This window comes from Acetomicrobium sp. S15 = DSM 107314 (assembly GCF_016125955.1).
Classification (GTDB): domain Bacteria; phylum Synergistota; class Synergistia; order Synergistales; family Thermosynergistaceae; genus Thermosynergistes; species Thermosynergistes pyruvativorans.
Window position 1 is genome coordinate 43942 of record NZ_JADEVE010000300.1, and the last position, 20891, is coordinate 64832.

Here is a 20891-nt window from a genome sequence, read left to right on the forward strand (position 1 = left end):
GTGAAAAGGCTTATGAGGAAGGGTAAGTGGTTGGTGTTTATAGGCATATTGTGCGTCGCACTCCTATTTGCAGCTGTGCCGTCATCTATGGCTGCTCCGAAGTATGTTTTGAAATTCAATCATGTCTTAGCTCCTGCAGAGCCTTATCATCCTGGGTTCCTTGAATGGGCCAAAAGGGTCGAAGAAAGGACGAATGGTGATTTCAAGATCGAAGTTTACCACAGTGCGCAGCTTGGTGTCGAAGAAGACATAATAGAACAGATCCGCCAGGGAGCAAATATCGGTCAAAACACAGATTCAGCGAGGTTAGGCAATTACATTCCAGGTATAGCCGTAATAAATGCTCCATATTTCGTCGATAGCCTCGAAGAAGTGATCAAACTCAAAGACCTTCCCATCATTAAGGACTGGGAGGAGAAGCTCGCCAATGAATACGGTTTAAAAGTGGTGTCTTTCAGTTGGGTGCAGGGATTCAGGCATTTTGTTACCAACAAACCCATTAAGACGCCGGACGACTTGAAGGGCCTCCGAGTGAGAACTCCTCCTGCTCCGATCTGGCAGGAGTCCGTCCGCGCTCTCGGCGCAACGCCTGTGGCTTTGGCTTTCGGAGATATGTACCCTGCTTTGCAACAAAGGGTCATAGACGGCACCGAGCTCGTATATAACAACATACCCGCCGGCAGGTTTTACGAAGTGCTCAAATACGTGAGTGAAACGAGGCACATTTTACTCGTCAATTTCGAAGTGATAAGCACGAAGTTCTTTAACAGCCTACCTGCCGAATATCAGCAAATCCTTGTAGAGGAGTGCGAAAGGGCCGGCATAGAGACTTCGAAGAGAATAATGGGCGAATTGGAGGCTAAGGCGAAACAAACGCTTATCGAAAATGGCATGACCATAGTTGAAGACGTCGATCTGCAGGCGTTCAAGAAAGCCGGAGAAAAGGCCTATGAGGTTTTGAAGCTCACCGAAGTAAGAGACGAGATTTATAAGCAGCTCGGCAAAACCAAAGACTGGTAGAGATTTTTTAAACCCCGTCCCTCTTTGAGAGGGACGGGGTTTAAAAAGGTGGGGCAATGTAGATATGTCGAGGACTTATCCGATGTTTTGCCTTATCACGAAATTGTCCAGCCTTGCATCTTCACGGAGGAGGCCGTAGCAGCATGAGGAGGGTTTATGAGTATATCTGCACAATAGAAGCCTTGGTGGCTAAGGTCACCCTCGTGGCGATGGTAGTGCTCGTATTCTCGGCGGGAATTGCGAGATTACTTAGAAACCCCATCAACTGGGCGGTGGACATGAGCACATTTCTTTTTGCGTGGTCGTGCTTTTTGAGTGCCGATGTCGCCTGGAGGAATGACAAGTTGATGTCTGTGGATGTCCTCGTAAACCTTTTCCCCGATAAACTTCGCAAGCGCATAAAATTGATAAACTACTTTGTCATATCGGCCTTTCTCATCTTCCTTATCGTCTTCGGCTTTGTGCTTTCCTATACCACTCGTGCAAGGACGTTTCAGGGCATCCCGGGGTTTAGCTACACTTGGGTTACCCTCAGTGTGCCTGTAGGATCACTTTGTTTGTTGATCACTACAATTCTCAAGGGCAGGCGAGAGTTGTAAGTTGTGCTTTAAAATGGCCCTTTAGGAAGCTTCGCTGTCGAGGGGGAATTCGCATATGCTATTAGTCGTATGCGCCTTTCTGGTCTTTCTGTTAATGGGGATGCCAGTGGCGTTCGCAATAGGTATCGGAGGCGTTCTATTCTTCTTGCAGCATCCGGAGTTGCCCATCACTATACCTATACAGCTTGCAATAACGCAGACGCAAAATTTTCCTTTGCTGGCGATACCAATGTTCGTGCTCGCAGGAAATCTCATGAACGGGGCGGGCATAACGAGAAGGTTGTTGGATTTGGCGGAAGTCCTCACCGGCCACATGCGCGCGGGTTTGGTGCAGGTATCGGTAGTTCTTTCAGTGTTAATGGGCGGCGTTTCGGGGTCGTGCATAGCCGATGCGGCCATGGAGGCGCGTATGTTGGGGCCAGATATGATCCGTAGGGGGTATCAGAAGGGGTTCGCTGCCGCAGCGATAACATGGACATCGCTAATTGTCCCTACAATCCCTCCGAGCATTGGTCTGATACTATACGGAAGCATCGGCCAAGTTTCTATAGGTAGGTTGTTTGCAGGCGGAATAGTGCCCGGACTTTTGATGATGATGTGCTATATGGTAGCGGTGTCGATCTATGCGAGGAAAAAGGGATACCTGCCAGAAAGGTCATCGCGTGCTCCCCTGAGAGAGGTTGCCACGTCTGTGTGGAAGAACCTGTTGGCCTTGATATTCCCCGTGATTTTGCTCGTGGGCCTGCGCTTCGGCTTGTTCACCCCGTCAGAGGTCGGGTCTTTTGCCGTATTTTATGCCCTGTTCGTGGGTTTGGTAGCCTATAAGGAGCTGTCGTGGGAAAGTTTTAAGATCGTCTTGAGAGACAGCATAATAGATATAGGCGCAGTTATGTTTTTGATTGCTATATCTGGTATATTTAGCTATGGCATTGTATGGGAAAGAATACCGGAGCTAATAGCAAATTATCTCCTCAGCATTAGCGATAATTCAACCATACTTCTCTTTATTATCATGGTCTTTCTGATAATTGCTGGCATGTTTGTAGATGCAACGGTGCTTATCCTAATGTTAACTTGCATTTTTCTTCCAATAGCAACGCATGTAGGTTTAGACCCTGTGCATTTTGGCCTGTTTTTCGTGATAACGATTACAATAGGTAACATTACTCCACCTGTAGGTGCGGCGATGTATGCGGTGTGTACGATTTTGGACTGCAGCATTCAGGATTTTGTAAAGGGGTCCCTTCCATTTTTCTTGGCTGCTTTGGTTGTGATAGCGCTCCTTGTTTTATTGCCCGATGTTTTCCTGTTTGTGCCTAACTTGTTGTTCGGCGGCAAATAGTCTGTTTGACGGAGATAATTAAGGCGTTACGGACATTAAAACGACGCGTCAGGAGGGATGTCGAATGCCTTTTGCCGGTAAATCTGTATTGATAACTGGAGCGGGGTCGGGGATAGGGCGCGCAACCGCCCTGTTGTTCGCTAAAAGCGGGGCCAGAGTAGCGATAAATAATGTTTCCTTGCAAAAAGGGAACGAAGTTATGGAGTTGATAAAGGATACAGGTGCTGAGGCTTGTTATGTCCCGGGCGATATATCGATTGCTGAGACGGCGAGAGAGGTTGTGGGAAAGACGATCACAGCTTTCGGCAAGTTGGACATCTTGGTCAATAACGCTGGCATCGTCATAGGAGGCAGGGTTGACAACACATCGGAGGAAGACTTGGATAGAACTCTGAGAGTCAACGTAAAAGGGACGTTTTTGGTTTCGAAATATGCCGTTCAAGAGATGAAGAAAAGAGGAGGCGGCGTGATCGTCAACGTTGCCTCTGTAGCCGCAATAAAGGGCATACCCGACAGGGCTGCCTATTCGGCTTCTAAGGGCGCTCTCGTTTCCCTCACAAAGGCTATGGCTGCAGACTATATAAAAGACAATATCAGGGTAAATTGCGTTTGCCCTGGCACTACTTTCACCGAGGGACTCGCCGAGAGGATAAAAGCGTCTCCTGACCCCGAAGCCGCCTTGGCCGAATTTGTCAAGAGACAACCGATGGGGCGGTTGGGCAAGGAAGAAGAGATAGCGCATGCAATACTCTTTGCCGCGTGCGACGAGGCGGCCTTTATGACGGGCAGCATAATAACCATTGATGGCGGCGCCAGCATGTAAACTCCGCCTAAGATTTATAATTTTGCCAAAGGCTTAATTTCAACGTTGCAGGCAAACAGAGTACACGCCTTTTAAGTGAGGCGTGCACTCTGTCGTTTTGTCTTCGAGATTTATCGTCAAGTCAATCCTTCGGCACCAACCCTCTTTGCTCCTGTGCGACTATCCTATAGGAGGCCAAGGCCTTGTCGAGCTCCCGCAGAACTCGCAGCTGTGCCTCTCGTATACGTTCTAACTCCTCCAACTGGGAGGCGACCTCCTTGGCCGACCTTTCCACAGCTTCTGCAGCTTCCTGTCCCTGACCTACCATGCGGACGATGTTGTCCATGGAGGCTGCCATCTCTTCGCTCCCTGCCGATTGTTCTTCGGCAACCGCAGCTATGGATTGGATGCCGTCGCTTATCTTCTTCACCTGTTCCATGATGTTCTGTATCTGGGCGTTCGTGGCCTGAGATGCCGCTACGGCGTTTTCTATCTCCCTCACTGTCTCTTCCGTGTCGACAGCGGCTGCGCGCGTGCGTTCGGATATCTCGCTTATGACCTGGCTCACCCTGGAGGCTGCCTGATTCGACTGCTCTGCGAGTTTCCTCACCTCATCGGCGACGACGGCGAAGCCCCTGCCTGCCTCCCCTGCCCTGGCTGCCTCTATAGCGGCGTTCAAGGCGAGCAGGTTCGTCTGGTCAGCTATGCCAGCTATGGTCGTGACGAACTCGCTTATCCCCGATACGGAGGACTCCAAAGCTTTGACGGCCTCTCGTATGCGGCGCCCTGCCTCCCCTACCCTGTTTATGATGTTTACGGTCTCTTCCACTGCCTTGCCTCCGTCTATGACGCTTTGCGTGACGGCGCTGGCGTTTTCGCTCAAAGACGTGGTTATCTGGGCGGTGTTCTGAGCTCCGGAGGACACCTCCTCTACGCCTGCGTTCGTCTCCTCGGCGGCTGAGGATATGGAGGCTACCATGGAGACTATCTCCTTTGCAGCACGCAGGCTCGCCTCCATGGCCTCCCCTACCTGAGAGCTTATCTGCTCCATGGCCTGAGAGCGCTCCTCCAGTGCGTCGTCCAGCTCCTTACACTTGCTCACCAGGCCTTTGAAGGAATCTGCGATCTTTTCAAAAGCCCCCAAGACCGCCTTTATCTCGTTGCGGCTTTCCATGTCGCCTTTTACGCTCACGGTTAAGTCTCCGGCTGCGATGCGGCTTGCAATTTCAACCAGACCCTTCAGCGGCTTAAGCAGCCTCGATACGAAGAAGGCGACGAGGGCGAGGCCTATGACAAGGGAGGGAAGGCCCCATAGCATCATCTTGGTCCTCATGGAAAGGAGCGGTGCCACGATCTGACTCTCTGGGAGGGACAATGCCACGTAGGAGTTTAACCCCTTCACGGGGAATACGGCGGCCATGGCACGACCTTTTCCGGAGCCGTAAAAGAGGTTCACTATACTGCCTCCGGTCAGGTTCGCCTTCTCCTTCTGGAAGGCCTCCCAGAAGGCGGGCATGACAGAGGAAAGAGAGCTTCCGGATTCGAGCGTGGGGTGTCCTATGACGGTGCCGTCTTCGTCGAAGACGAAGGAGGAGCTTTCCTCTCCGAACTCGGTGTTCTTGACGTAGTCTATGAGAGGAGCTAAGGATACGTTAGAAGAGACTACGATTGATGCTTCGTCGGTCTTGATGAGTTTATAGGCCCCGAAGTGAGGCATACCTCCTATGTCTACAATGCCTCCATAATGTCCTTCTCCTTCGAGGAGGGCCTTGTATGCCGGGCTTTCTTTTTCGAGCGCCGTACCGACTATGCGGTTTCCAGAGGCATCGGTTATCGTGGTTGAAACCCTCACCAGGTGGCGTGTTTCCCCTTCTTGGTGCAGTTGGAACACAGTGAACTGCCCTCCAAACTGTTTTGACCATGTGTCTACGAGGCTGTTGTCGCCGGTGAGCTGGGTGAGCCCTCCACCGGAAAGATATAAATATATTACTGGCAGGTTAAAGTTGCCCACTTCAACCATGTTGGTAGAAGACGGCATGAGCCTGCCGTTTTCTATCTGGCTCGAGGCGACAGAAAGGCTCGCCTCGTTCGCGCGCTCTAAGAGCGAGAGTTGGGCCGCGAGGGCGCTTTTTAAGCTTTCGGCATATCCGTCCGCCTGCTCTACCTCGCCTGCCACCAATTGGTCCTTGGCGGAGATGTAACTTCCCAAAAACGCGGCGACTATTATGCCTACCGTCACCAACCCCGCGGCCAACAGCACCTGAAACGTCAAAGAAAGACCGCTACGAGTCCTTGATTCAGTCATCTTAGTTACCACCCCTCATGAAAGCTTGTTTGTATGTAAAATTGAAAAACCTTTGGTACATCCTCGTGCTGGGTCGACTTTTTATAAAAATTCTAAGCCAAAATCAAAGTTGTGCCAACTCGTTTCTTGTATCAAGACCGCTATTTAATTTATAGCTAAGTTAGAAATATATCTAATTTTTGATCGTTTTTGGCAGCATCTCCGGTTGTCCTGAAGAATTGTGCATTTCCGGATTATGGTTGGGTTAAAATAAAGTCGTGGCAGGAAAGCGTTTAATGCCAATATGCGGAGGGATATTTTATGGAGATACGCATTCCCTATGGGGATTCGCACTTGGTTTGCGATCTGCCCGATGAGAGGGTGGTCGGCGTTCTGGCTCCGGCGGCGGAGAGAACGGTCGGCGACGAGAAGGAAATCGTGCTCGATGCCCTTGAAAACCCGATCGGTTCACCGCTCTTAAGGGAGCTCGTTAGAGGCAAGCGCCGCATCGTCGTGATAACGAGCGACCATACAAGGTCTCTTCCGAGCCACGTAACCCTGCCTCTGCTCTTGGAGGAGATAAGGCGCGGCAGCCCCGGTGCGGAAATAACGATACTCATAGCCACAGGGGGTCACAGGGCTCCCACGACTGAGGAGATGCGAACGAAGTTCGGCTCCCAAATTGCCGATAGCGAGCACATAGTTGTCCACGATAGCCACAATGGAGCATCGTTGGTTTATATGGGGCGCCTTCCGTCGGGCGGCGATTTTTCCATAAACAGGCTTGCCGTAGAAGCCGAGCTCTTGGTGGCCGAGGGGTTCATCGAGCCGCACTTCTTTGCCGGCTTTTCGGGTGGCAGAAAGAGCGTCCTGCCAGGCATAGCCGGATATGAGTCGGTGCTTGCAAACCACTGTGCCGAATTCATAGCCCACCCGAAGGCTCGCACAGGCATCCTCGAGGGGAACCCGATTCACGAGGACATGCTTTACGCAGCCGAGGCGTCACGCCTGGCCTTCATTTTGAACGTAGCCTTGGATTCGCAGAAGAAGATATGCGATGCCTTCGCCGGCCACTGGAACGAGGCGCACTTGGCGGGCTGTGCCTTCGTAAGAGATCGGTCGTGCGTGAAGGCATCTTTCGCTGATATCGTCATAACGAGCAACGGCGGCTATCCTTTGGATCAGAACATATACCAGGCAGTTAAGGGCATGACGGCTGCCGAGGCCACGTGCAGAGAGGGCGGCGTAATCATCATAGCTGCTGAGTGCAGGGACGGCCACGGTGGCGAGGCCTTTTATCGTGCCTTCGAAAGAGTGCACACCCCCGGCGACCTCATGGAGGAGATCCTTCTTAGAGGAAGAGACGAGACGCAGCCGGACCAGTGGCAGATTCAGATCTTTGCGCGCGTTCTCATGCATCATCCTGTCATAATGGTGACGAGCGCCCCTAAGGATATGGTGGAAGCGCTCAACATGATGTGGGCGCCTTCGCTCGAAGAGGCGTTAGCGATGGCGGAAGGGCTTTTGGGGGACAGGAAGGCTAAGATCACCGTCGTGCCCGACGGCGTTGCGACCATAGTAGAACCGTGAGTTCAGTAGGCCATGCCCAAAAGCCATAAAGGAATTACTCCAGGCAGAGGGACATCCAGGCCATCTCTTACGACTATGTCGGCTTTTTTGCGGCTTTTGCCCCTACCTCCGACTTCTATGGTAACGCCATCAACCCAAAAATCGTAGGCCCGCTCGTCGTCGGAGGCAAATATTTTCCTTCCAGCCTCCTCCAGGGCGCAGGCTGCAAAGGCCTCCCTTACGTTGGCCACGTTTCCGTTTAAAGCATGATAGGTAGATGGGTCGTAGAGAAAGAGCTTGGCTCCCTTAAGATGTGTCTTCGTCTCCATGCCCTTCCTCTTCACTACTCGAATCAGACAGATGCGTGCCATGACCTCGATTAGGTCGTAGAGTTTTGCTTTGCCTACTCCCCATTCGCGCGTCAGCGATTCTATATTGAGTACAGGAATGGGTGAGGTGGCAAGATATCCGACAACTGCCTGCATGAGCCGCAGGTGATTTTCCGTTACCTGAGGCGTCCAATAAGGGACGTCAGCGAAAAGCATCTTCTCAAGGAGGCCTCTCAACCTTTCAGCGTAATGTCCCTCTAAGAAAAAGGGCCTCAAACCTTGGTTTAGGTACTCCTCAAAGGCGGCGAGAAGGTTTATTGAATTTACAACTTCGCGGAGAATAGAGAGATCGGGATTGAAGGGGTTTAAAGTGAGAAAGGTGCGCCCAAACCTTAAGGCGATGAATTCACGGAAAGATAGGAGCGGAATCCGCACCTGGATAAACCTGCGAGAGAGGTCTGAAACGCTGGCTTCCAGTGCTGCGCTACTGCTATCAGTGGCCCAGATTTTCTTGCCAGGGAAGGCGTCGTAAATGGCCTTCAGATGCCGAGGCCACTCGCGGATACAGTGAACCTCATCTACTATAATGCCATCATACCCCGCCGCGAAGGCTGCCTCGCCCAAATCCCACAATGGGACCGGCACCACCAGGGGATGATCGGCAGGGATATATAATGACCCGCTCGCCTTAGATAAAGCGAGCGTGGTCTTACCTACGCCTCTCGGACCTAAGACGAGCAAACCTCTGGACGATAGGTCTATCTTATCAAAATGCGGGCGCAATGTTTGAGGCAGGCTCAGGATGAGGCGGCTTTGAATCACTTGCAGCTTTTGTAGCAGTTCTTCTATAATCATTGTAATCCCCTCGATCCGTTCTATGATAGAACGATTTTAGCACATTTTCGTTCTCGTACAGAACCGAAATATGCTATTTTATTCATATTCGTCCTTTGGAAGTACGCCTTTGATTATGATCAGTTTTGAGACAAAACTATACGGCGTTGGCCCACGGGCGCTAAAATAGATTTTTGAAAAGGCCTTGCAAAAGGGAGCCTGTGAAGGAGGAGAAATCTTGGATAGCAGGTTTGTGGTCATAGCGGATGACCTCACCGGCGCGAACGACACGGGCATCCAATTCGTGAAGCTCGGGTTTACGGCGGCCACGCTGCTCGATCCTTCGGCGTTGCGCGAAGAGGCCGAATATGATGTGGTGGTCGTAGACACGGAGTCGCGCAACGTAAGTCCGGATGAAGCGCGCAAGTTGGTGAAAAAAGCCGTCTTTGAACTTCTTCCCCTCTGGGGCGAGGCCATATTTTACAAAAAGGTGGATTCCACCTTGCGGGGAAATATCGCATCAGAGCTATCCGCTCTGCAGGAGCTTTTAAATCCCTCTTGTATAGTCTTCGCTCCGGCTTACCCAAAAAACGGCCGCACAACCAGAGACGGCATCCACTACCTTCACGGCGTCCCGGTGGATCAGACGGAACTCGCCAAGGATCCGAGAAAACCTGTAACCACGTCCGATCTTAGCGAGCTCCTCGCTTCAGGGGGTTTCTCTTCGCGCCACCTCTCCTTAAAGGTGGTAAGAGAAGGGTCAATACCTGCGGTGCTTGCGGCAGCCGGAGGGGGGCTTTGCCTTTCTTTCGACGTGGAAGAAGACGACGACTTCACTGCCATTATAAACGGAGTCGCATCGGCGGTAGATGTCGAGCGTGTGCTGTGGGTAGGGTCTGCGGGATTGGCCGAAGCGCTGGCTGCGCACTCGTCGATCGGTCGGTGCGGGTGTGGTGGGCCAGCTTTGGCCGTCGTCGGCAGCGCGAGTGCCACAAGCAGAAGCCAACTCCGGAAAGCGGCTTCTGAAGGGCTAGTTACGGTTGTAGCGGTGGACACAGCGCAGGCGCTCCTTCAGAGAGAAAGGGAACTCGAGCGAGCGTGTGCGCAGGCGGTGAAAAAGCTTGAAGGGGGCAAATCTGTAGCGATAGCCTCCTCCTTGGAAGAGCGGCAGTGGGAAGCCTCTCGCGAGGCGGCCGCAAGCCTTGCGATATCGATGGAAGAGGTGAGCGAACGCATAGCGGCGTTTCTGGCAGACCTTGCTTCTTCCGTTTTGAGCAAATCGCGCGCGAGCGGGCTTTTCGTCACCGGAGGGGATATAGCCGTGCACGTCTTCGGGAGGTTGGGCGCCAAGGGGGCGGCGCTTTTGCGCGAGATCGAACCCGGCATACCGCTTACGACGCTCCTCGGCGGGGCGTACCACGGCATGCCGGTTATAACGAAGGCGGGGGCTTTCGGCGACGAAAATACGCTCTGTCGCAGCATGAAGCTTTTGGTCGGGCGGCGATAGCGCGAAATCGGTTCGTCCTCACTGGATAAAGTCTATGCACTTAAGAGATTATTTTGAAGGAGGCAGTGCGATATGAAAGCAATCGGCATCGTCTGCAGTCCGCGGAGGAACGGCAACTCTGAGGTCTTGGTCCGCGAGGTGTTGAACGCCGTTGTAGATGGCGCAGCGAAGGTGCTTCGTCCCAACGAAATGAAGATCAGGGGATGCCAGGGATGTTACGCCTGCAAGGAGAAAGGCCGCTGCGTTGTGGAAGACGACATGCAGGAGTTATATCGAGAGATCGAAGAGGCCGATATCGTAGTTTTCGGCACCCCTATCTACATGTATGGTGTGGCCTCACAGTTTAAGGTCGTGCTGGATCGCCTCTTCGCGTTTTTGGGATCAGCGCCCGATTTTAAAAGCAGCCTTCCCAAGGGTAAAAGGGCGGCTTTGGTGGTCTCGCAGGGATACGAGGATGCGCAAGAATACAGTGCTCATATAGCCCAGATGAAGGAATCGCTCCGCGTAGTCGGTTTTGACGAGGTAAAGACGCTGGTAGCCTCGGGACTCAATGAGCTGGGCGAGGCGGCGAAGCGGCCGTCTTTGGTTCAAGAGGCCCAGATGTTGGGGCGAGCCTTGCGCTCGGCTTGAGGTTTTTGAGGCGAGGGCGGTTTTCAAGTTTTAACCGACGCTTGCGCCCTCGCTCCATAGGCGCTCTTCTATGGCCTCATCCGCAGTCGAAGGGAGGATCCAGGCGTCTTTCGCATCGACAGATACTGCGCAGCCCGACGAGCATGTCGGCCTGCCGAGTTCAGTGGCGCACCACGTTTCGCCTGTCGGCTCGTGCTTCAAAATATAGTGCGTGATTGTGCCGCCGAACTCCACATCTGCAATCCTCCAACCCCCGCTTGCGTCAGAAGCGCGAATCTTTACGTCCTCTGGCCTCACTACAGCGGTGACGCTGGAACCGCAAGAGATCCTCCCCTCGCATCGCGCTGTCAGGCTGCCGAAGAAGGATTTGACGGTGGCGTGGTTGCGAGAGCCCGATGCCACTATGCCGCTTACGAAGTTAGCCTGCCCGAGAAAACGCGCCACAAAGGTATCCGCCGGCTTTAAATATACCTCCTCCGGTGACCCCGCCTGTTTCAGCGTTCCTTCGCTGAGTATCGCCACGCGTGAGGCAATCGCCATGGCCTCAGCCTGGTCGTGGGTGACGTATATAGATGTGAGACCGAGATCTCTATGCCAGCGCTTGAGTTTTGCGCGCAGCTCTTCTCTGAGGCGCGCATCGAGGCTCGATAGCGGTTCGTCGAACAGCATGACGGCAGGGTTTGTGACGAGCGCCCTTGCCAAGGCGACGCGCTGGAGTTGCCCACCCGACAGCTGGCTCGGCTTCCTATCTTCCAGGCCTCTGAGCTCCACTGCCTCCAATGCTTCGCGGGCTTTCCTTTTTCTGTCGTCTTGGCTCATCTGTTGCAGCTCCAGCGGGAGCGTGACGTTTTCCTCCACCGTCATGTGCGGCCACACTGCGCCAGTTTGAAAGACCAATCCCACTCGGCGCTCCTCTGGCGGCACGTGCTTAGTTCCCCTCGTTATGACTCGCCCGTCCAGGGCGATGACGCCGGCGTCAGCCCTCTCCAGGCCGGCCATTATACGCAAGAATGTCGTTTTCCCTGAGCCGCTCGGACCCAGAAAACAGAAGAACTCTCCTGCCTGCACGGAAAGCGTTACTTCCTCGAGGGCTATAGCGTCTCCGAAGCGCTTGCATAACCCTTCTATGACGAGTTTGGACATGTTTACCTCCCGAAAAGTGACGTGCCGTATCTGCGTAAGAGGAACAATGCAAATCCGAAGAGCAACGTGACAAGCACGCTGAAGGCTGTGCTGTAGGTAGTATACCCTGCAGCCTCCAGGTTATATACGGTGACACCTATCGTTTCGTTCCCAGAAGTCCACAACAATCCGGAGACGGTGAGCTCCGTCAACGCGGTTACGAACACGAGAAGGACTGCAGCCTGCCAGTGCGAGCGCAGAAGCGGAAGCGTTATCCTGACGAATTTCCTTATAGGCTTAAGGCCCACAACTTGCGCCGCCTCCTCGTAAGATGGGTCGAGTTGAAGGAATCCGGCAGCGAGGGTCCTCGTGGCAATGGTAAAGAATCGCGCTACATAGGCAAGAAGCATAACCCATCTCGTGCCGTAGATGTGCAAGGGAAGCCAAGGATCCACCCAAGAGAGTATCATCGCCAGGGCGAATACCGTGCCGGGGATGGCATAAGGGATCGAACCGACCCTGTCAATCCAGAGGAAAATCCCCTTTCTGCGTGCCACGCCCCGAGCCACGACAAACCCCAAGGCGATCGTTGCGGCCGCAGCCCCCGCTGCGAGGACGAGGCTGTTGAATGTGGCCCTCCATGTCTCGTTCAAGCCGAAGAGGACGAAGGCGTAGTTCTTGAGCGTTGCCGTCGATAACGAAAGTTTCACCCCATAGGCCGGCAAAAGCGACGTGAGGATCAGCGCCGCGATCGGGCCGAGGGCTGCGCATCCCAAAAATATAAGTACCGTTGCGGACAAGATGAACCTCGTCCTCCCTATGGCAAATCGATACGGCTCCTTTGCGGAAGAGGGCGTGCGGTAATGGGCTTTTCTTATCAAGCGATGTTGGAAATATAACCCCCCCACTGCGACGATTGCCCCTAAGGAAGCCAAAATTGTCACCTTGGCGAAGGATACCTCCGTAAACCCCACAACCTGCTGGAATATATACGTTGAAAGGACAATTAAACCGCTGGGCAGAGCCACGAGCGCCGGCACGCCGAAGTTTCCAAGCGAGCCCACAAAAGCCAACACTCCGCCTGCTGCTATACCGGGCGCCGCCAGAGGGATGGTGATCCGCGAAAGTATCCTCCACCGCTTAAAGCCGAAGGTCGCAGCGACCTCCTCGACCTCTGGCGGTATATTTCGCAGCGCCGCCATCGTAGAAAGATATACGACCGGATAGTGCAGAATCCCGAGGAGGGCGATCGTGCCGTCTAAGCCGTAGGCGTTCCAAACCACTACCCTTTTGCCGGCTATTAGGCTCGCCAAGCGGTTGAACCACCCCACCGGACCCCAAAGCTGCAACCACCCGAGGGCCTGCACGTAGGGCGGGAGAAGGAGGAAAAGGAGCGTCGCCGCTGTGATGGCGCCTTTAAAAGGGATGTCGCTTTTGACCACAAGGAGTGCTCCCGATGTGCCGATGACGATAGAAATTGCAGTAGCGGCCAGCGATACGACGAAGGTGTTTTTGAGCACCATCCAGGTGGAAGGGTTTTTGGCTACCTCCATGAGTGGCCCAAGCGTAAGCCCTTCTCCCGGGACGAAAAAACCTCCGAGGAGCAGGCGGAGCAATGGATAGGCTGTGGCGAGGGCAAGCACGCCGCAGACCACAGCCGTGGAGATGGGAATGGGGCTTGGGCTATTGGGGGAGTCCGAAGAGCTGGGCAAACTTCCTCTTGTCCTCCTCGCGCACCTGCGATAAAAGCTTCGGATCGCCCTGGAGAAATTTGATTTCGCTAAAGCGCGGATATCCTTCGGGTGGCGTTACGTCACGCCTTATCGGCATATAAGAGGCGGTCTCTGCGGCTAGCTCCTGCCCCTCCTTCGAGAGGACGAAGTCCACAAAACGCTTCGCCAGCTCCAAATTTTTGGCGCCCTTTGCTATAGCCACCGGCTCGGTTATTACCGGAAGCCCTTCTGTCGGGTAGACAAAATCGACGGGAGAGCCGGCCTTTTTAGCTTTGAGCGCTTCGAAGTTGACCAGCATGCCGTAAGGCCTCTCCCCGCTTGCCGTCATCTTCTTCACGTCGCCGTTGCCGCGGACGATCTGGACGCCGTTATCCTTCAACCCTCGGTAAAACTCCCACCCCGCAAAGCTTTCCCTGGTGAGGACGCTCAGGTTGAAGGCCGCGGCTCCGGAATAGAGGGGAGACGGCATTACGACTTTATCCTTCGCCTCTGGCGAAATCAAAAAACGCCACGAGGGGTCTGGTCTCTTTCCCTCCGTGTTATAAACTATGCCGGTGGCGATGAGCTTCGTTCCCGTATATGTGTGGTCAGAGTCGACGAAGGTCGGATCTATCGCCTCGATTTCGGGCGAGGCGTAAGGTTCCAAGAGGTTTCTCTCCTTGAGGCGCTCGAGCGTGGGGGCGTCTGCCACGAAGAGCACGTCCGCCTGGAGACTTCCGCCCTGCACCTCCATGAGAAAGCGCGATATCACTTCCTCTGTGCCCGAGCGAAAGACTTTTACTTCTACGTTCGGGTGCTTGGCTTTAAATCCCGAGATGAGCTTGCTCACGTCGTCTTGGGGTTGTGAAGTATAAAGCGTTATACTCCCCAAAGCTTCTTGGGAAAAGGCCCCATCGACGAGGACGGGCATGGCCAGCAATGCTACGGATAGAGTCAAAAGGAGTGTTGCTTTAACGGTTGCGCGATACATAAACTTTCCCCCTTACGCAATATGTTTTTTAGGACAATTGAAAGCTTACCACAATGATCGCGCCGCCATCGTTAAAAGATCATCACTGTCGGGTAACGAATTCGTAACGGTCCCCTAAATAGGGCCATGCAAAAGAGCGAGATCCCTTTTGGACATGCCCTTTAGGTGTATTATAATTCTAAAAATGATCGCTGCATTGCGAATGACAGAGGGTGAGCAATTTGGCCGCTAAAAATGCGATTCAAATAGCGGAAATAAAGGATTTAGAGGCGGGAAATCCTTTTGTAACCGCTGGAATCCTCATGATGGCGAGGGAGAGGTTCACGAAAACCCAGCAGCCGTTCTGGGAAGTCACGATAATGGACGCAAGCGGCATGCTGGATGCCAAGATATGGTCCGACGGCAAGTGGTGGGACCTCAGAGAAGGGGGCAAAAAGGCCTTTACTCCCGACAAAGCCAGCGTTCTCGAGAACGCCGTGAAGCGGCCGGTAGGGGTAAAGGGCGTGGTCGCTGAATACAAGGGCAAGCTGCAATATAACTTCATAGAGATTTGCATCTTGGACCCGCTTAAATACCCCTTGGAATCTTTCCTGAGAAAATCGCCGATCCCGTTGGAAGATATGTTGAGGGAGTTTTGGGCCTTGGTTCATGGATGCGACGAGCCATTGCGGTCCTTTTTGTCAAAAGTTTACAGCGGAAGTTTCTTGGAACAGTTTCAGGATGCCCCGGCGGCGCTCAGCTACCATCACGCCTATGTGCACGGCCTGCTCGAGCACACCATCGCCGTTACGAAGAGCGCCAAGGCAATCGGCGAGTCTTACTTGGAGCGAGGTTTAAAGATCGACATGAATGTTTTGATCGCGGGCGGCCTTTTGCACGATATAGGCAAACTCGACGCTTATTGTGCCGATCCGTTGCCGGGGATGACTATCCAAGGCGCAGTGATAGACCATATTCCGCTGGGCTACGCTATGTTCGTGAAGCTGGCTAAAGAATATGAGCTCGACGAAGAGACGGCGTTAGAGATAGGGCACATCTTGGTGAGCCATCACGGCAAGCGTGAATATGGATCGCCCGTTCTGCCGAGCACGCTCGAGGCGCTTATAGTATCTGCTGCCGACGAATTGGATTTTCTCATGTTCTGTTGGAATTCCGCCGAAGGCACAGACGACTTAGACCTCTCGGACTTCCACAAGCCCGCCCAGCGGAGGTTTTGGAAGAAACCCTCACAAGTATCCTAAAGCAGCGGGCTGAACAGCTTAGCGATGCCGTAAAAAGTGCGCTTTACTAAGGGGTGTTTCCCCCAGTCAGAGGCGCAAAGCTTCCTGGAGTTGTTTATGTATCTTTCCTGAGCGGCCAAGACTTGAGAGGCTTCATTCCTTCCGTAGAGGATGAGATCCAGCTCGAAGTTCAGCGCGAAGGAGCGAATGTCGAAGTTGCTGGTGCCCAAGAAGGCGAGGTCGTCGTCGATGGTCACGGTTTTGGCATGAATAATGCCGCCTTGATAGAGATATATATCCACGCCCATGTCGAGCAGCGGCGTAAAATAAGCCTTGGCAGCGCTTCCGACGATAAGCTGGTCGGTTCTTTCGGGCACTATGAGCCTCACGCGCACATCCATTAATGACGCCGTTTCTAATGCATGAAGGGTCTCGCTTTCCGGTATAAAATAAGGCGTAGTAATGGTGACTTGTCTTTGCGAGGTTAGTATGGCAGCTACGATGAGCCTCTGGTAACTTTGATACGGATTGTGTGGCCCGCTTGGGACGACCTGCACGATAGAATTGCCCTCAGGCTTGACCTCCTGCAGGACATAGTCCACGTTGTCAAAAGAAGGCTTTTCGTGGGTTTCGACGTACCAGTCTTCGTGAAAAACGCCCTCAAGCTGGACCACGACAGGACCTGCTAACCTCAAAGTTAGGTCATGCCAATGAAGACCCTTGGCTTTGTTTTTATAAGAAGGTTCGATGATGTTGTGCGAACCGGCGTAACCGACTTTGCTGTCTATGACGGCGATCTTCCGGTGGTTTCGTATATCGTAGCGGGCGGTCGAGTGCGTCCGCCGCAGAAGTTTTATGGGCAGCGCTTTTGCTATCTTGATGCCTGCTTCTTCGAACATGCGAGCGTGCTCTTTTAAAAAAACCTTGGAGCCCACTGCATCTACAAGCATGCGGCACTCTACACCCCGCCCGGCGGCACTTTCGAGCGAACGAAAGAGCCTTTCAGTGACCTCGTCGTAAGAGAATATGTAATATAAAAGGTTGACGTAATTCTTGGCACCGTCTATGTCTGCACATAGCCTATCTATAAAAGCCTTCGTGTCGTTTATGAGTTCCAGGGAGTTTCCCGGCATCGGCTCCATGTCCACCATTCTACTGGCCAGGTAACTTATTCTGATGTGGCGGTTGTCTAAATCGGGATGGTGGAGGTTTTCGAAGAGGCGGGCTCTCAAGTTTTTGATGCTGTCCCCCAGCTCTCGGAGCAGCATCTCGCGGCGTTCTATCCTTTCCCTCGGCAGTCCCGTCGATCCAAAGAGCGAATATAGGATCAACCCGCCCCAAGGCCATATGTTGATGGCCAAAAGCCAAGCCATGGCCGTGGCCGGCTCATGGCGCAGCGGCACATAACACAACATGAACACCCGAATGATGAAGGAGGTCATGTTGTATAAACCGAGAATTATTACCGTGAGGTTCATGCCGCCTACTTCCGCTTTTTATTAAACTGCTATGCTACCGGTAGCATATATGGCATCACTCAGCAGCTCCGCTTTTTGCACTGAAAAATCGCACACCAGGGGGAGGTGATCTGAGAAACTCACCCTCGGCACGAAGAAGTTTTGCATCTCGATACCGGGGCTGTAAAGTACAAAATCCAGCGCGAAGCTCGGGTAGCTGCTGGGAAATGTCGGCATGTCGGCGGCATTTGCGTTCTTCAAGTTAGCTGCTTCCATCAAAGGTGCCAGTTCCCTTGCACCGCCGAAGGTGTTTCCGTCCCCTGCTAAAATAATAGGTTTTTCGATTTTGGCGCACCTGTCCTTCAGCTCTTCAAGCTGTGCTTTGCGCGCGCCCGGTCCCAAGGACAAATGAACGAGGAAGAGCACGAAATCCGAGTATTCTATCTCGAGCACCGCCCTTTTCATGCCGCGGCTTAGGTAACGCCTTCTGTAGGTGACGGGAGGCACTTTTGTCACCACCGCATTGCCTTGAAATCTCAAGACCGGGGCTTTTGCGATGAAGGAATTCCCGTGATATTTGCAGGCGAAAACGGGAAGGCCTCCGATTCGCGATGCCACGATGGCCGGCTGGCTTGCCCCATTTTGCCTATAAGACCCGCCGTCTGACTCTACCAACCCCACTATGTCGGGGTTTAGCTTCGCTATGAAGTCGGAAATCTCCCAGAACCTGTCTTCGGTCTTCCTGAAGCAACCCCAAAAGGGGAAAGGCAGATGATAATCCCATCCCGTTCCGGTGCCATACCTTACGTTATAAAGCACCAACCGCATTGGGGTCAGGTCTTTACTTTTTGTGCTTTTATTTTTATAGTCCGTGTGTTTTGCCACCCCTTGCCCTTGCCCCTTTAGCTTTAACGACAAGGCTCGTTCATATTATCGGCAAATTATACCATGTCATTCGAACATCGTTGGAGTCACATCTTTATTTTTTGTGTTTGCCGGTCTTTGTTAGCTTTCTTCGTCTTACCTCTTGAATTTCACATCTTTTTCACACATCGCTCATCGCATATTACGTCTTACACTCACTCTCACATTCACTTTCACATTCACATTCACATTCACTTTCACTCCCCCACGTCTCACCTCTCACATTATTTTCCCTGACAACCCAGCTCGTCGTTTGCCGCAAGTTTGGGCTTATTAGAGAATATAGATACGTTCCACTCTTTAAGCAGCCCGTTGAACAAAAATAGTGAGATTGCGAATCCGGTGATGGCCGATAGGGGTTGGCACCACCATATTCCCTTTATGCCGAAATAGATGTTGAGAATGATGGCCATCGGTATGCGCATCAACATGTTTCTCGTCAGTTGCACGATGAGATTGTAGATGGTGTGCCCGGCGCCTTGAAATACCGCTCCGATGATTACCGTGAGTGCGATAAGAGGATATGCCGTGGTGGAAGCGCGGATGGAAGCCGAGGCATAGGCGAGCGTCGTATCTTCCGGTTTGAATATCGCTAAAAAGGCCCATGGCGCAGCGAAAAGCGCAACCCCAACGCCCGTCATCAGCAGGCTTGCCCATTTGGCGGAAAAGATGAAGCCGGATCTGATCCTGTCGTGTTTTTGCTGTCCTAAGTTATAGGCCACGAACGGTATCAGCGCAGAGCTGAAGCCAAACACTATCAAGAAGGCGAGGTCTTCAATCCTGTTCCCTAACATCCAACCGCTGATAGCAGCCTCGCCATACTTCGATAGGAGCTTGTTCAAAACTGCAGCTCCTACGGAAAAGCTTATCTGGGATATCGAAAGCGGCAGTCCCAGCGCTAAGAGGCGGCGCCAGATCAGCGGAGTGTTCCTGTTTATGGCTATACGAGGGAAGATCTTGCTGCGCCTATTTAAGTTGATCCACGAAAAGGAAAGAGTACAAAGCCTCCCTATGAGTGTGGCTATCGACGCGCCGGCGACCCCCATGTCGAGGGAGAACATTAAAATTGGGTCTAAGGCGAGGTTGAGGGCGTTCCCGATGATCAGGCTATACATCGGGATCAAGGCTTCGCCTTGGCTTCTGTAAGTGGCGTCTAAGAGCATCGAGCATGCGGCGATCGGAAAGCTCCATATTTGCCAGAAAAGGTAATCGCTTATCAAAGGGAGCGTCGCCGTGGTGGCGCCCAGATGGTGGAAAAACCATGTCCTGAAATTTGCCGACAGGAAGACGATCGACAACAGGGACAAGGAGATCATGAGGGATAGCGCTGCACTCGACAAAACCCTGGCGCGGTTGATTTTCTTCATGCCGAGCGCTTTGCCAGTGAGGGCCGTCACCCCTACAGCGCATCCACCTAAAAGGGCATATTCCACGATGACAACCGGCATGGTAAGCGACACGGCGGCAAGCGGCACAGTGCCGAGCCACGATATGAACAAGGTGTCGACTATGTGAAATATCGTGTGCCCTACCATCGTTATTATGGACGGGATAGCTAAGCGCCAAAGCACCGATGATACTTTGTCGTTACCCATATCGACGTTGCTCGACAAGCGAATTGCCACAACCATTCCTCCACCGTGCGCGTTCCGCACTATAAGACTTAAAGCTCGGATCTGGTCAAGTCCCAAATCTCCTGTAAAAAGGGAAGCGTCACGCAGGAAGCCTGAGATATTTATTATACGACGGCATGCAAGTAGGTTGTTTACGTATATTCAGAAAGGCCCCTCGACAGGCCGCTTAAAGTGCAGCTGCTCGACGAAAAAGGAGAGGTAATACGCGAGTCCGAGACGAGCGTAAAATTCGGGATCGCGCACGTCATTTACGATTAATCACATTTTTACGATGTTTGATATGCTCTTTTATATCCCCAGATGTATTTATTACGCTTTCTTTTGTTTCTGAGAACGTTCGCTTATGATCACTCTTGTAGCCTTGTCAATAATAATTGGAAACTTATGATAAGTGGTAAAGTTCATATAAGTTTGAGTTATGCTCATTTCTGGTGTATGGAATTAAAAGAAAAAGCGGCGTATCTCTGTTGATCGGGAAAATAAAAGAATCTAAATCAACATTGGAGGGATACGCCATGGATAAGTCTACTACTTCTTGCTCATGGGAACCAGAGCAACTTTTACAGATGCTTTAACTGAGCTGCTAAGGAAAGTAGAGCTAACCCAACTTCCGCACCTTAGGCCGGATTTTTGGCCAAATTTGCCCCTTTAGTGGCAGGAAAGCCTTGCAACGTCTGAGGGCCATATCGGCTTGACTCAATATAGTGACTAATGGTGTAAAATATATGTGTTGACTTATACTTATAACTTATATAGGTTTGTATGTTATGGTAATGGCATGTATATCAGGAAGACCGTACACAAGGGCAAAAACGGCAAAGAATACGTCAACTACCTCTTGGTTGAGTCTGTGGCCACACCAAAGGGACCCAGGCAAAAGACCATCTGTTCCTTGGGCAGCTTAGAGCCAGGCCC

At 52.5% G+C, this 20891-nt stretch carries 16 protein-coding genes; 8 read left to right on the plus strand and 8 right to left on the minus strand.

The window, feature by feature from the left end:
• The first annotated feature begins 12 nt into the window (after positions 1–12).
• The 4 genes from EZM41_RS09040 (at position 13) to EZM41_RS09055 (ending at position 3784) form a co-directional block, all read left to right on the plus strand.
• Positions 13–1020, plus strand: coding sequence for a C4-dicarboxylate TRAP transporter substrate-binding protein (locus tag EZM41_RS09040; protein ID WP_198470780.1), 1008 nt, complete (start codon positions 13–15; stop codon positions 1018–1020).
• A gap of 143 nt (positions 1021–1163) precedes the next feature.
• A complete protein-coding gene (locus tag EZM41_RS09045; RefSeq protein WP_198470781.1) occupies positions 1164–1619 on the plus strand; it encodes a TRAP transporter small permease in 456 nt (151 codons plus the stop codon).
• Positions 1620–1674: 55 nt separating this feature from the next.
• On the plus strand, positions 1675–2961 hold the full coding sequence (locus EZM41_RS09050) for a TRAP transporter large permease (RefSeq protein ID WP_198470782.1): 1287 nt from the start codon (positions 1675–1677) through the stop codon (positions 2959–2961).
• A gap of 64 nt (positions 2962–3025) precedes the next feature.
• Entirely contained in the window at positions 3026–3784 is a 759-nt protein-coding gene (locus tag EZM41_RS09055) for an SDR family NAD(P)-dependent oxidoreductase (RefSeq protein WP_198470783.1), read from the plus strand.
• A 121-nt stretch (positions 3785–3905) separates the two neighbouring features.
• On the opposite strand, the gene EZM41_RS09060 is transcribed toward EZM41_RS09055, so the two are convergent.
• Positions 3906–6068, minus strand: a complete 2163-nt coding sequence (locus EZM41_RS09060) for a methyl-accepting chemotaxis protein (protein ID WP_198470784.1) — start codon at positions 6066–6068, stop codon at positions 3906–3908.
• Between the two features lie 300 nt (positions 6069–6368).
• Here EZM41_RS09060 and larA point away from each other — a divergent pair, with 300 nt between their 5' ends.
• Positions 6369–7637, plus strand: a complete 1269-nt coding sequence (gene larA, locus EZM41_RS09065; RefSeq protein WP_198470785.1) for a nickel-dependent lactate racemase — start codon at positions 6369–6371, stop codon at positions 7635–7637.
• A gap of 2 nt (positions 7638–7639) precedes the next feature.
• On the opposite strand, the gene EZM41_RS09070 is transcribed toward larA, so the two are convergent.
• Positions 7640–8800, minus strand: coding sequence for an ATP-binding protein (locus EZM41_RS09070; protein WP_198470786.1), 1161 nt, complete (start codon positions 8798–8800; stop codon positions 7640–7642).
• A 217-nt stretch (positions 8801–9017) separates the two neighbouring features.
• On the opposite strand from EZM41_RS09070, the gene EZM41_RS09075 reads away from it, so the two are divergent.
• Together EZM41_RS09075 and EZM41_RS09080 are read left to right on the plus strand one after the other, a co-directional pair.
• Positions 9018–10286, plus strand: a complete 1269-nt coding sequence (locus tag EZM41_RS09075) for a four-carbon acid sugar kinase family protein (protein WP_198470787.1) — start codon at positions 9018–9020, stop codon at positions 10284–10286.
• A 72-nt stretch (positions 10287–10358) separates the two neighbouring features.
• Positions 10359–10916, plus strand: a complete 558-nt coding sequence (locus tag EZM41_RS09080; protein ID WP_198470788.1) for a flavodoxin family protein — start codon at positions 10359–10361, stop codon at positions 10914–10916.
• A gap of 30 nt (positions 10917–10946) precedes the next feature.
• Here EZM41_RS09080 and EZM41_RS09085 read toward each other — a convergent pair whose 3' ends face one another.
• The 3 genes from EZM41_RS09085 to EZM41_RS09095 are packed head-to-tail and all read right to left on the minus strand — an operon-like array spanning position 10947 to position 14741.
• A complete protein-coding gene (locus EZM41_RS09085; RefSeq protein ID WP_198470789.1) occupies positions 10947–12059 on the minus strand; it encodes an ABC transporter ATP-binding protein in 1113 nt (370 codons plus the stop codon).
• Positions 12060–12061: 2 nt separating this feature from the next.
• Positions 12062–13750 carry an ABC transporter permease gene (locus EZM41_RS09090; RefSeq protein ID WP_198470790.1) on the minus strand — a complete coding sequence of 563 codons (1689 nt, stop codon included), beginning with the start codon at positions 13748–13750 and terminating at the stop codon, positions 12062–12064.
• Positions 13722–14741: an ABC transporter substrate-binding protein gene (locus EZM41_RS09095; RefSeq protein WP_198470791.1), complete on the minus strand. Its 1020-nt coding sequence runs from the start codon at positions 14739–14741 to the stop codon at positions 13722–13724. The genes EZM41_RS09090 and EZM41_RS09095 overlap by 29 nt, the downstream gene beginning before the upstream one ends.
• A 212-nt stretch (positions 14742–14953) precedes the next feature.
• Between EZM41_RS09095 and EZM41_RS09100 the strand changes: the two genes are divergently transcribed.
• Entirely contained in the window at positions 14954–15982 is a 1029-nt protein-coding gene (locus EZM41_RS09100; RefSeq protein ID WP_446697831.1) for a 3'-5' exoribonuclease YhaM family protein, read from the plus strand.
• Here EZM41_RS09100 and cls read toward each other — a convergent pair.
• The 3 genes from cls to EZM41_RS09115 all read right to left on the minus strand — a co-directional run bounded on the left by cls (position 15979) and on the right by EZM41_RS09115 (position 19967).
• The gene (gene cls, locus EZM41_RS09105) at positions 15979–17439 is read right to left on the minus strand and encodes a cardiolipin synthase (protein ID WP_198470793.1); all 1461 of its coding nucleotides are present in this window, start codon (positions 17437–17439) and stop codon (positions 15979–15981) included. The two genes, EZM41_RS09100 and cls, sit on opposite strands and share 4 nt — an antisense overlap.
• Positions 17440–17460: 21 nt before the next feature.
• Positions 17461–18303, minus strand: coding sequence for an endonuclease/exonuclease/phosphatase family protein (locus EZM41_RS09110; RefSeq protein WP_342449279.1), 843 nt, complete (start codon positions 18301–18303; stop codon positions 17461–17463).
• 263 nt (positions 18304–18566) lie between these two features.
• On the minus strand, positions 18567–19967 hold the full coding sequence (locus tag EZM41_RS09115; RefSeq protein WP_342449280.1) for an MATE family efflux transporter: 1401 nt from the start codon (positions 19965–19967) through the stop codon (positions 18567–18569).
• Positions 19968–20891: the final 924 nt, after the last annotated feature.

What these genes read in the sequence shown, in the direction of transcription:
- EZM41_RS09040 (WP_198470780.1), top strand. Translation starts at nt 13, where the DNA reads ATGAGGAAGGGTAAGTGGTTGGTGTTTATAGGCATATTGTGCGTCGCA.
- EZM41_RS09045 (WP_198470781.1), top strand. Translation starts at nt 1,164, where the DNA reads ATGAGGAGGGTTTATGAGTATATCTGCACAATAGAAGCCTTGGTGGCT.
- EZM41_RS09050 (WP_198470782.1), top strand. Translation starts at nt 1,675, where the DNA reads ATGCTATTAGTCGTATGCGCCTTTCTGGTCTTTCTGTTAATGGGGATG.
- EZM41_RS09055 (WP_198470783.1), top strand. Translation starts at nt 3,026, where the DNA reads ATGCCTTTTGCCGGTAAATCTGTATTGATAACTGGAGCGGGGTCGGGG.
- EZM41_RS09060 (WP_198470784.1), bottom strand. Translation starts at nt 6,068, where the DNA reads ATGACTGAATCAAGGACTCGTAGCGGTCTTTCTTTGACGTTTCAGGTG.
- larA (WP_198470785.1), top strand. Translation starts at nt 6,369, where the DNA reads ATGGAGATACGCATTCCCTATGGGGATTCGCACTTGGTTTGCGATCTG.
- EZM41_RS09070 (WP_198470786.1), bottom strand. Translation starts at nt 8,800, where the DNA reads ATGATTATAGAAGAACTGCTACAAAAGCTGCAAGTGATTCAAAGCCGC.
- EZM41_RS09080 (WP_198470788.1), top strand. Translation starts at nt 10,359, where the DNA reads ATGAAAGCAATCGGCATCGTCTGCAGTCCGCGGAGGAACGGCAACTCT.
- EZM41_RS09085 (WP_198470789.1), bottom strand. Translation starts at nt 12,059, where the DNA reads ATGTCCAAACTCGTCATAGAAGGGTTATGCAAGCGCTTCGGAGACGCT.
- EZM41_RS09095 (WP_198470791.1), bottom strand. Translation starts at nt 14,741, where the DNA reads ATGTATCGCGCAACCGTTAAAGCAACACTCCTTTTGACTCTATCCGTA.
- cls (WP_198470793.1), bottom strand. Translation starts at nt 17,439, where the DNA reads ATGAACCTCACGGTAATAATTCTCGGTTTATACAACATGACCTCCTTC.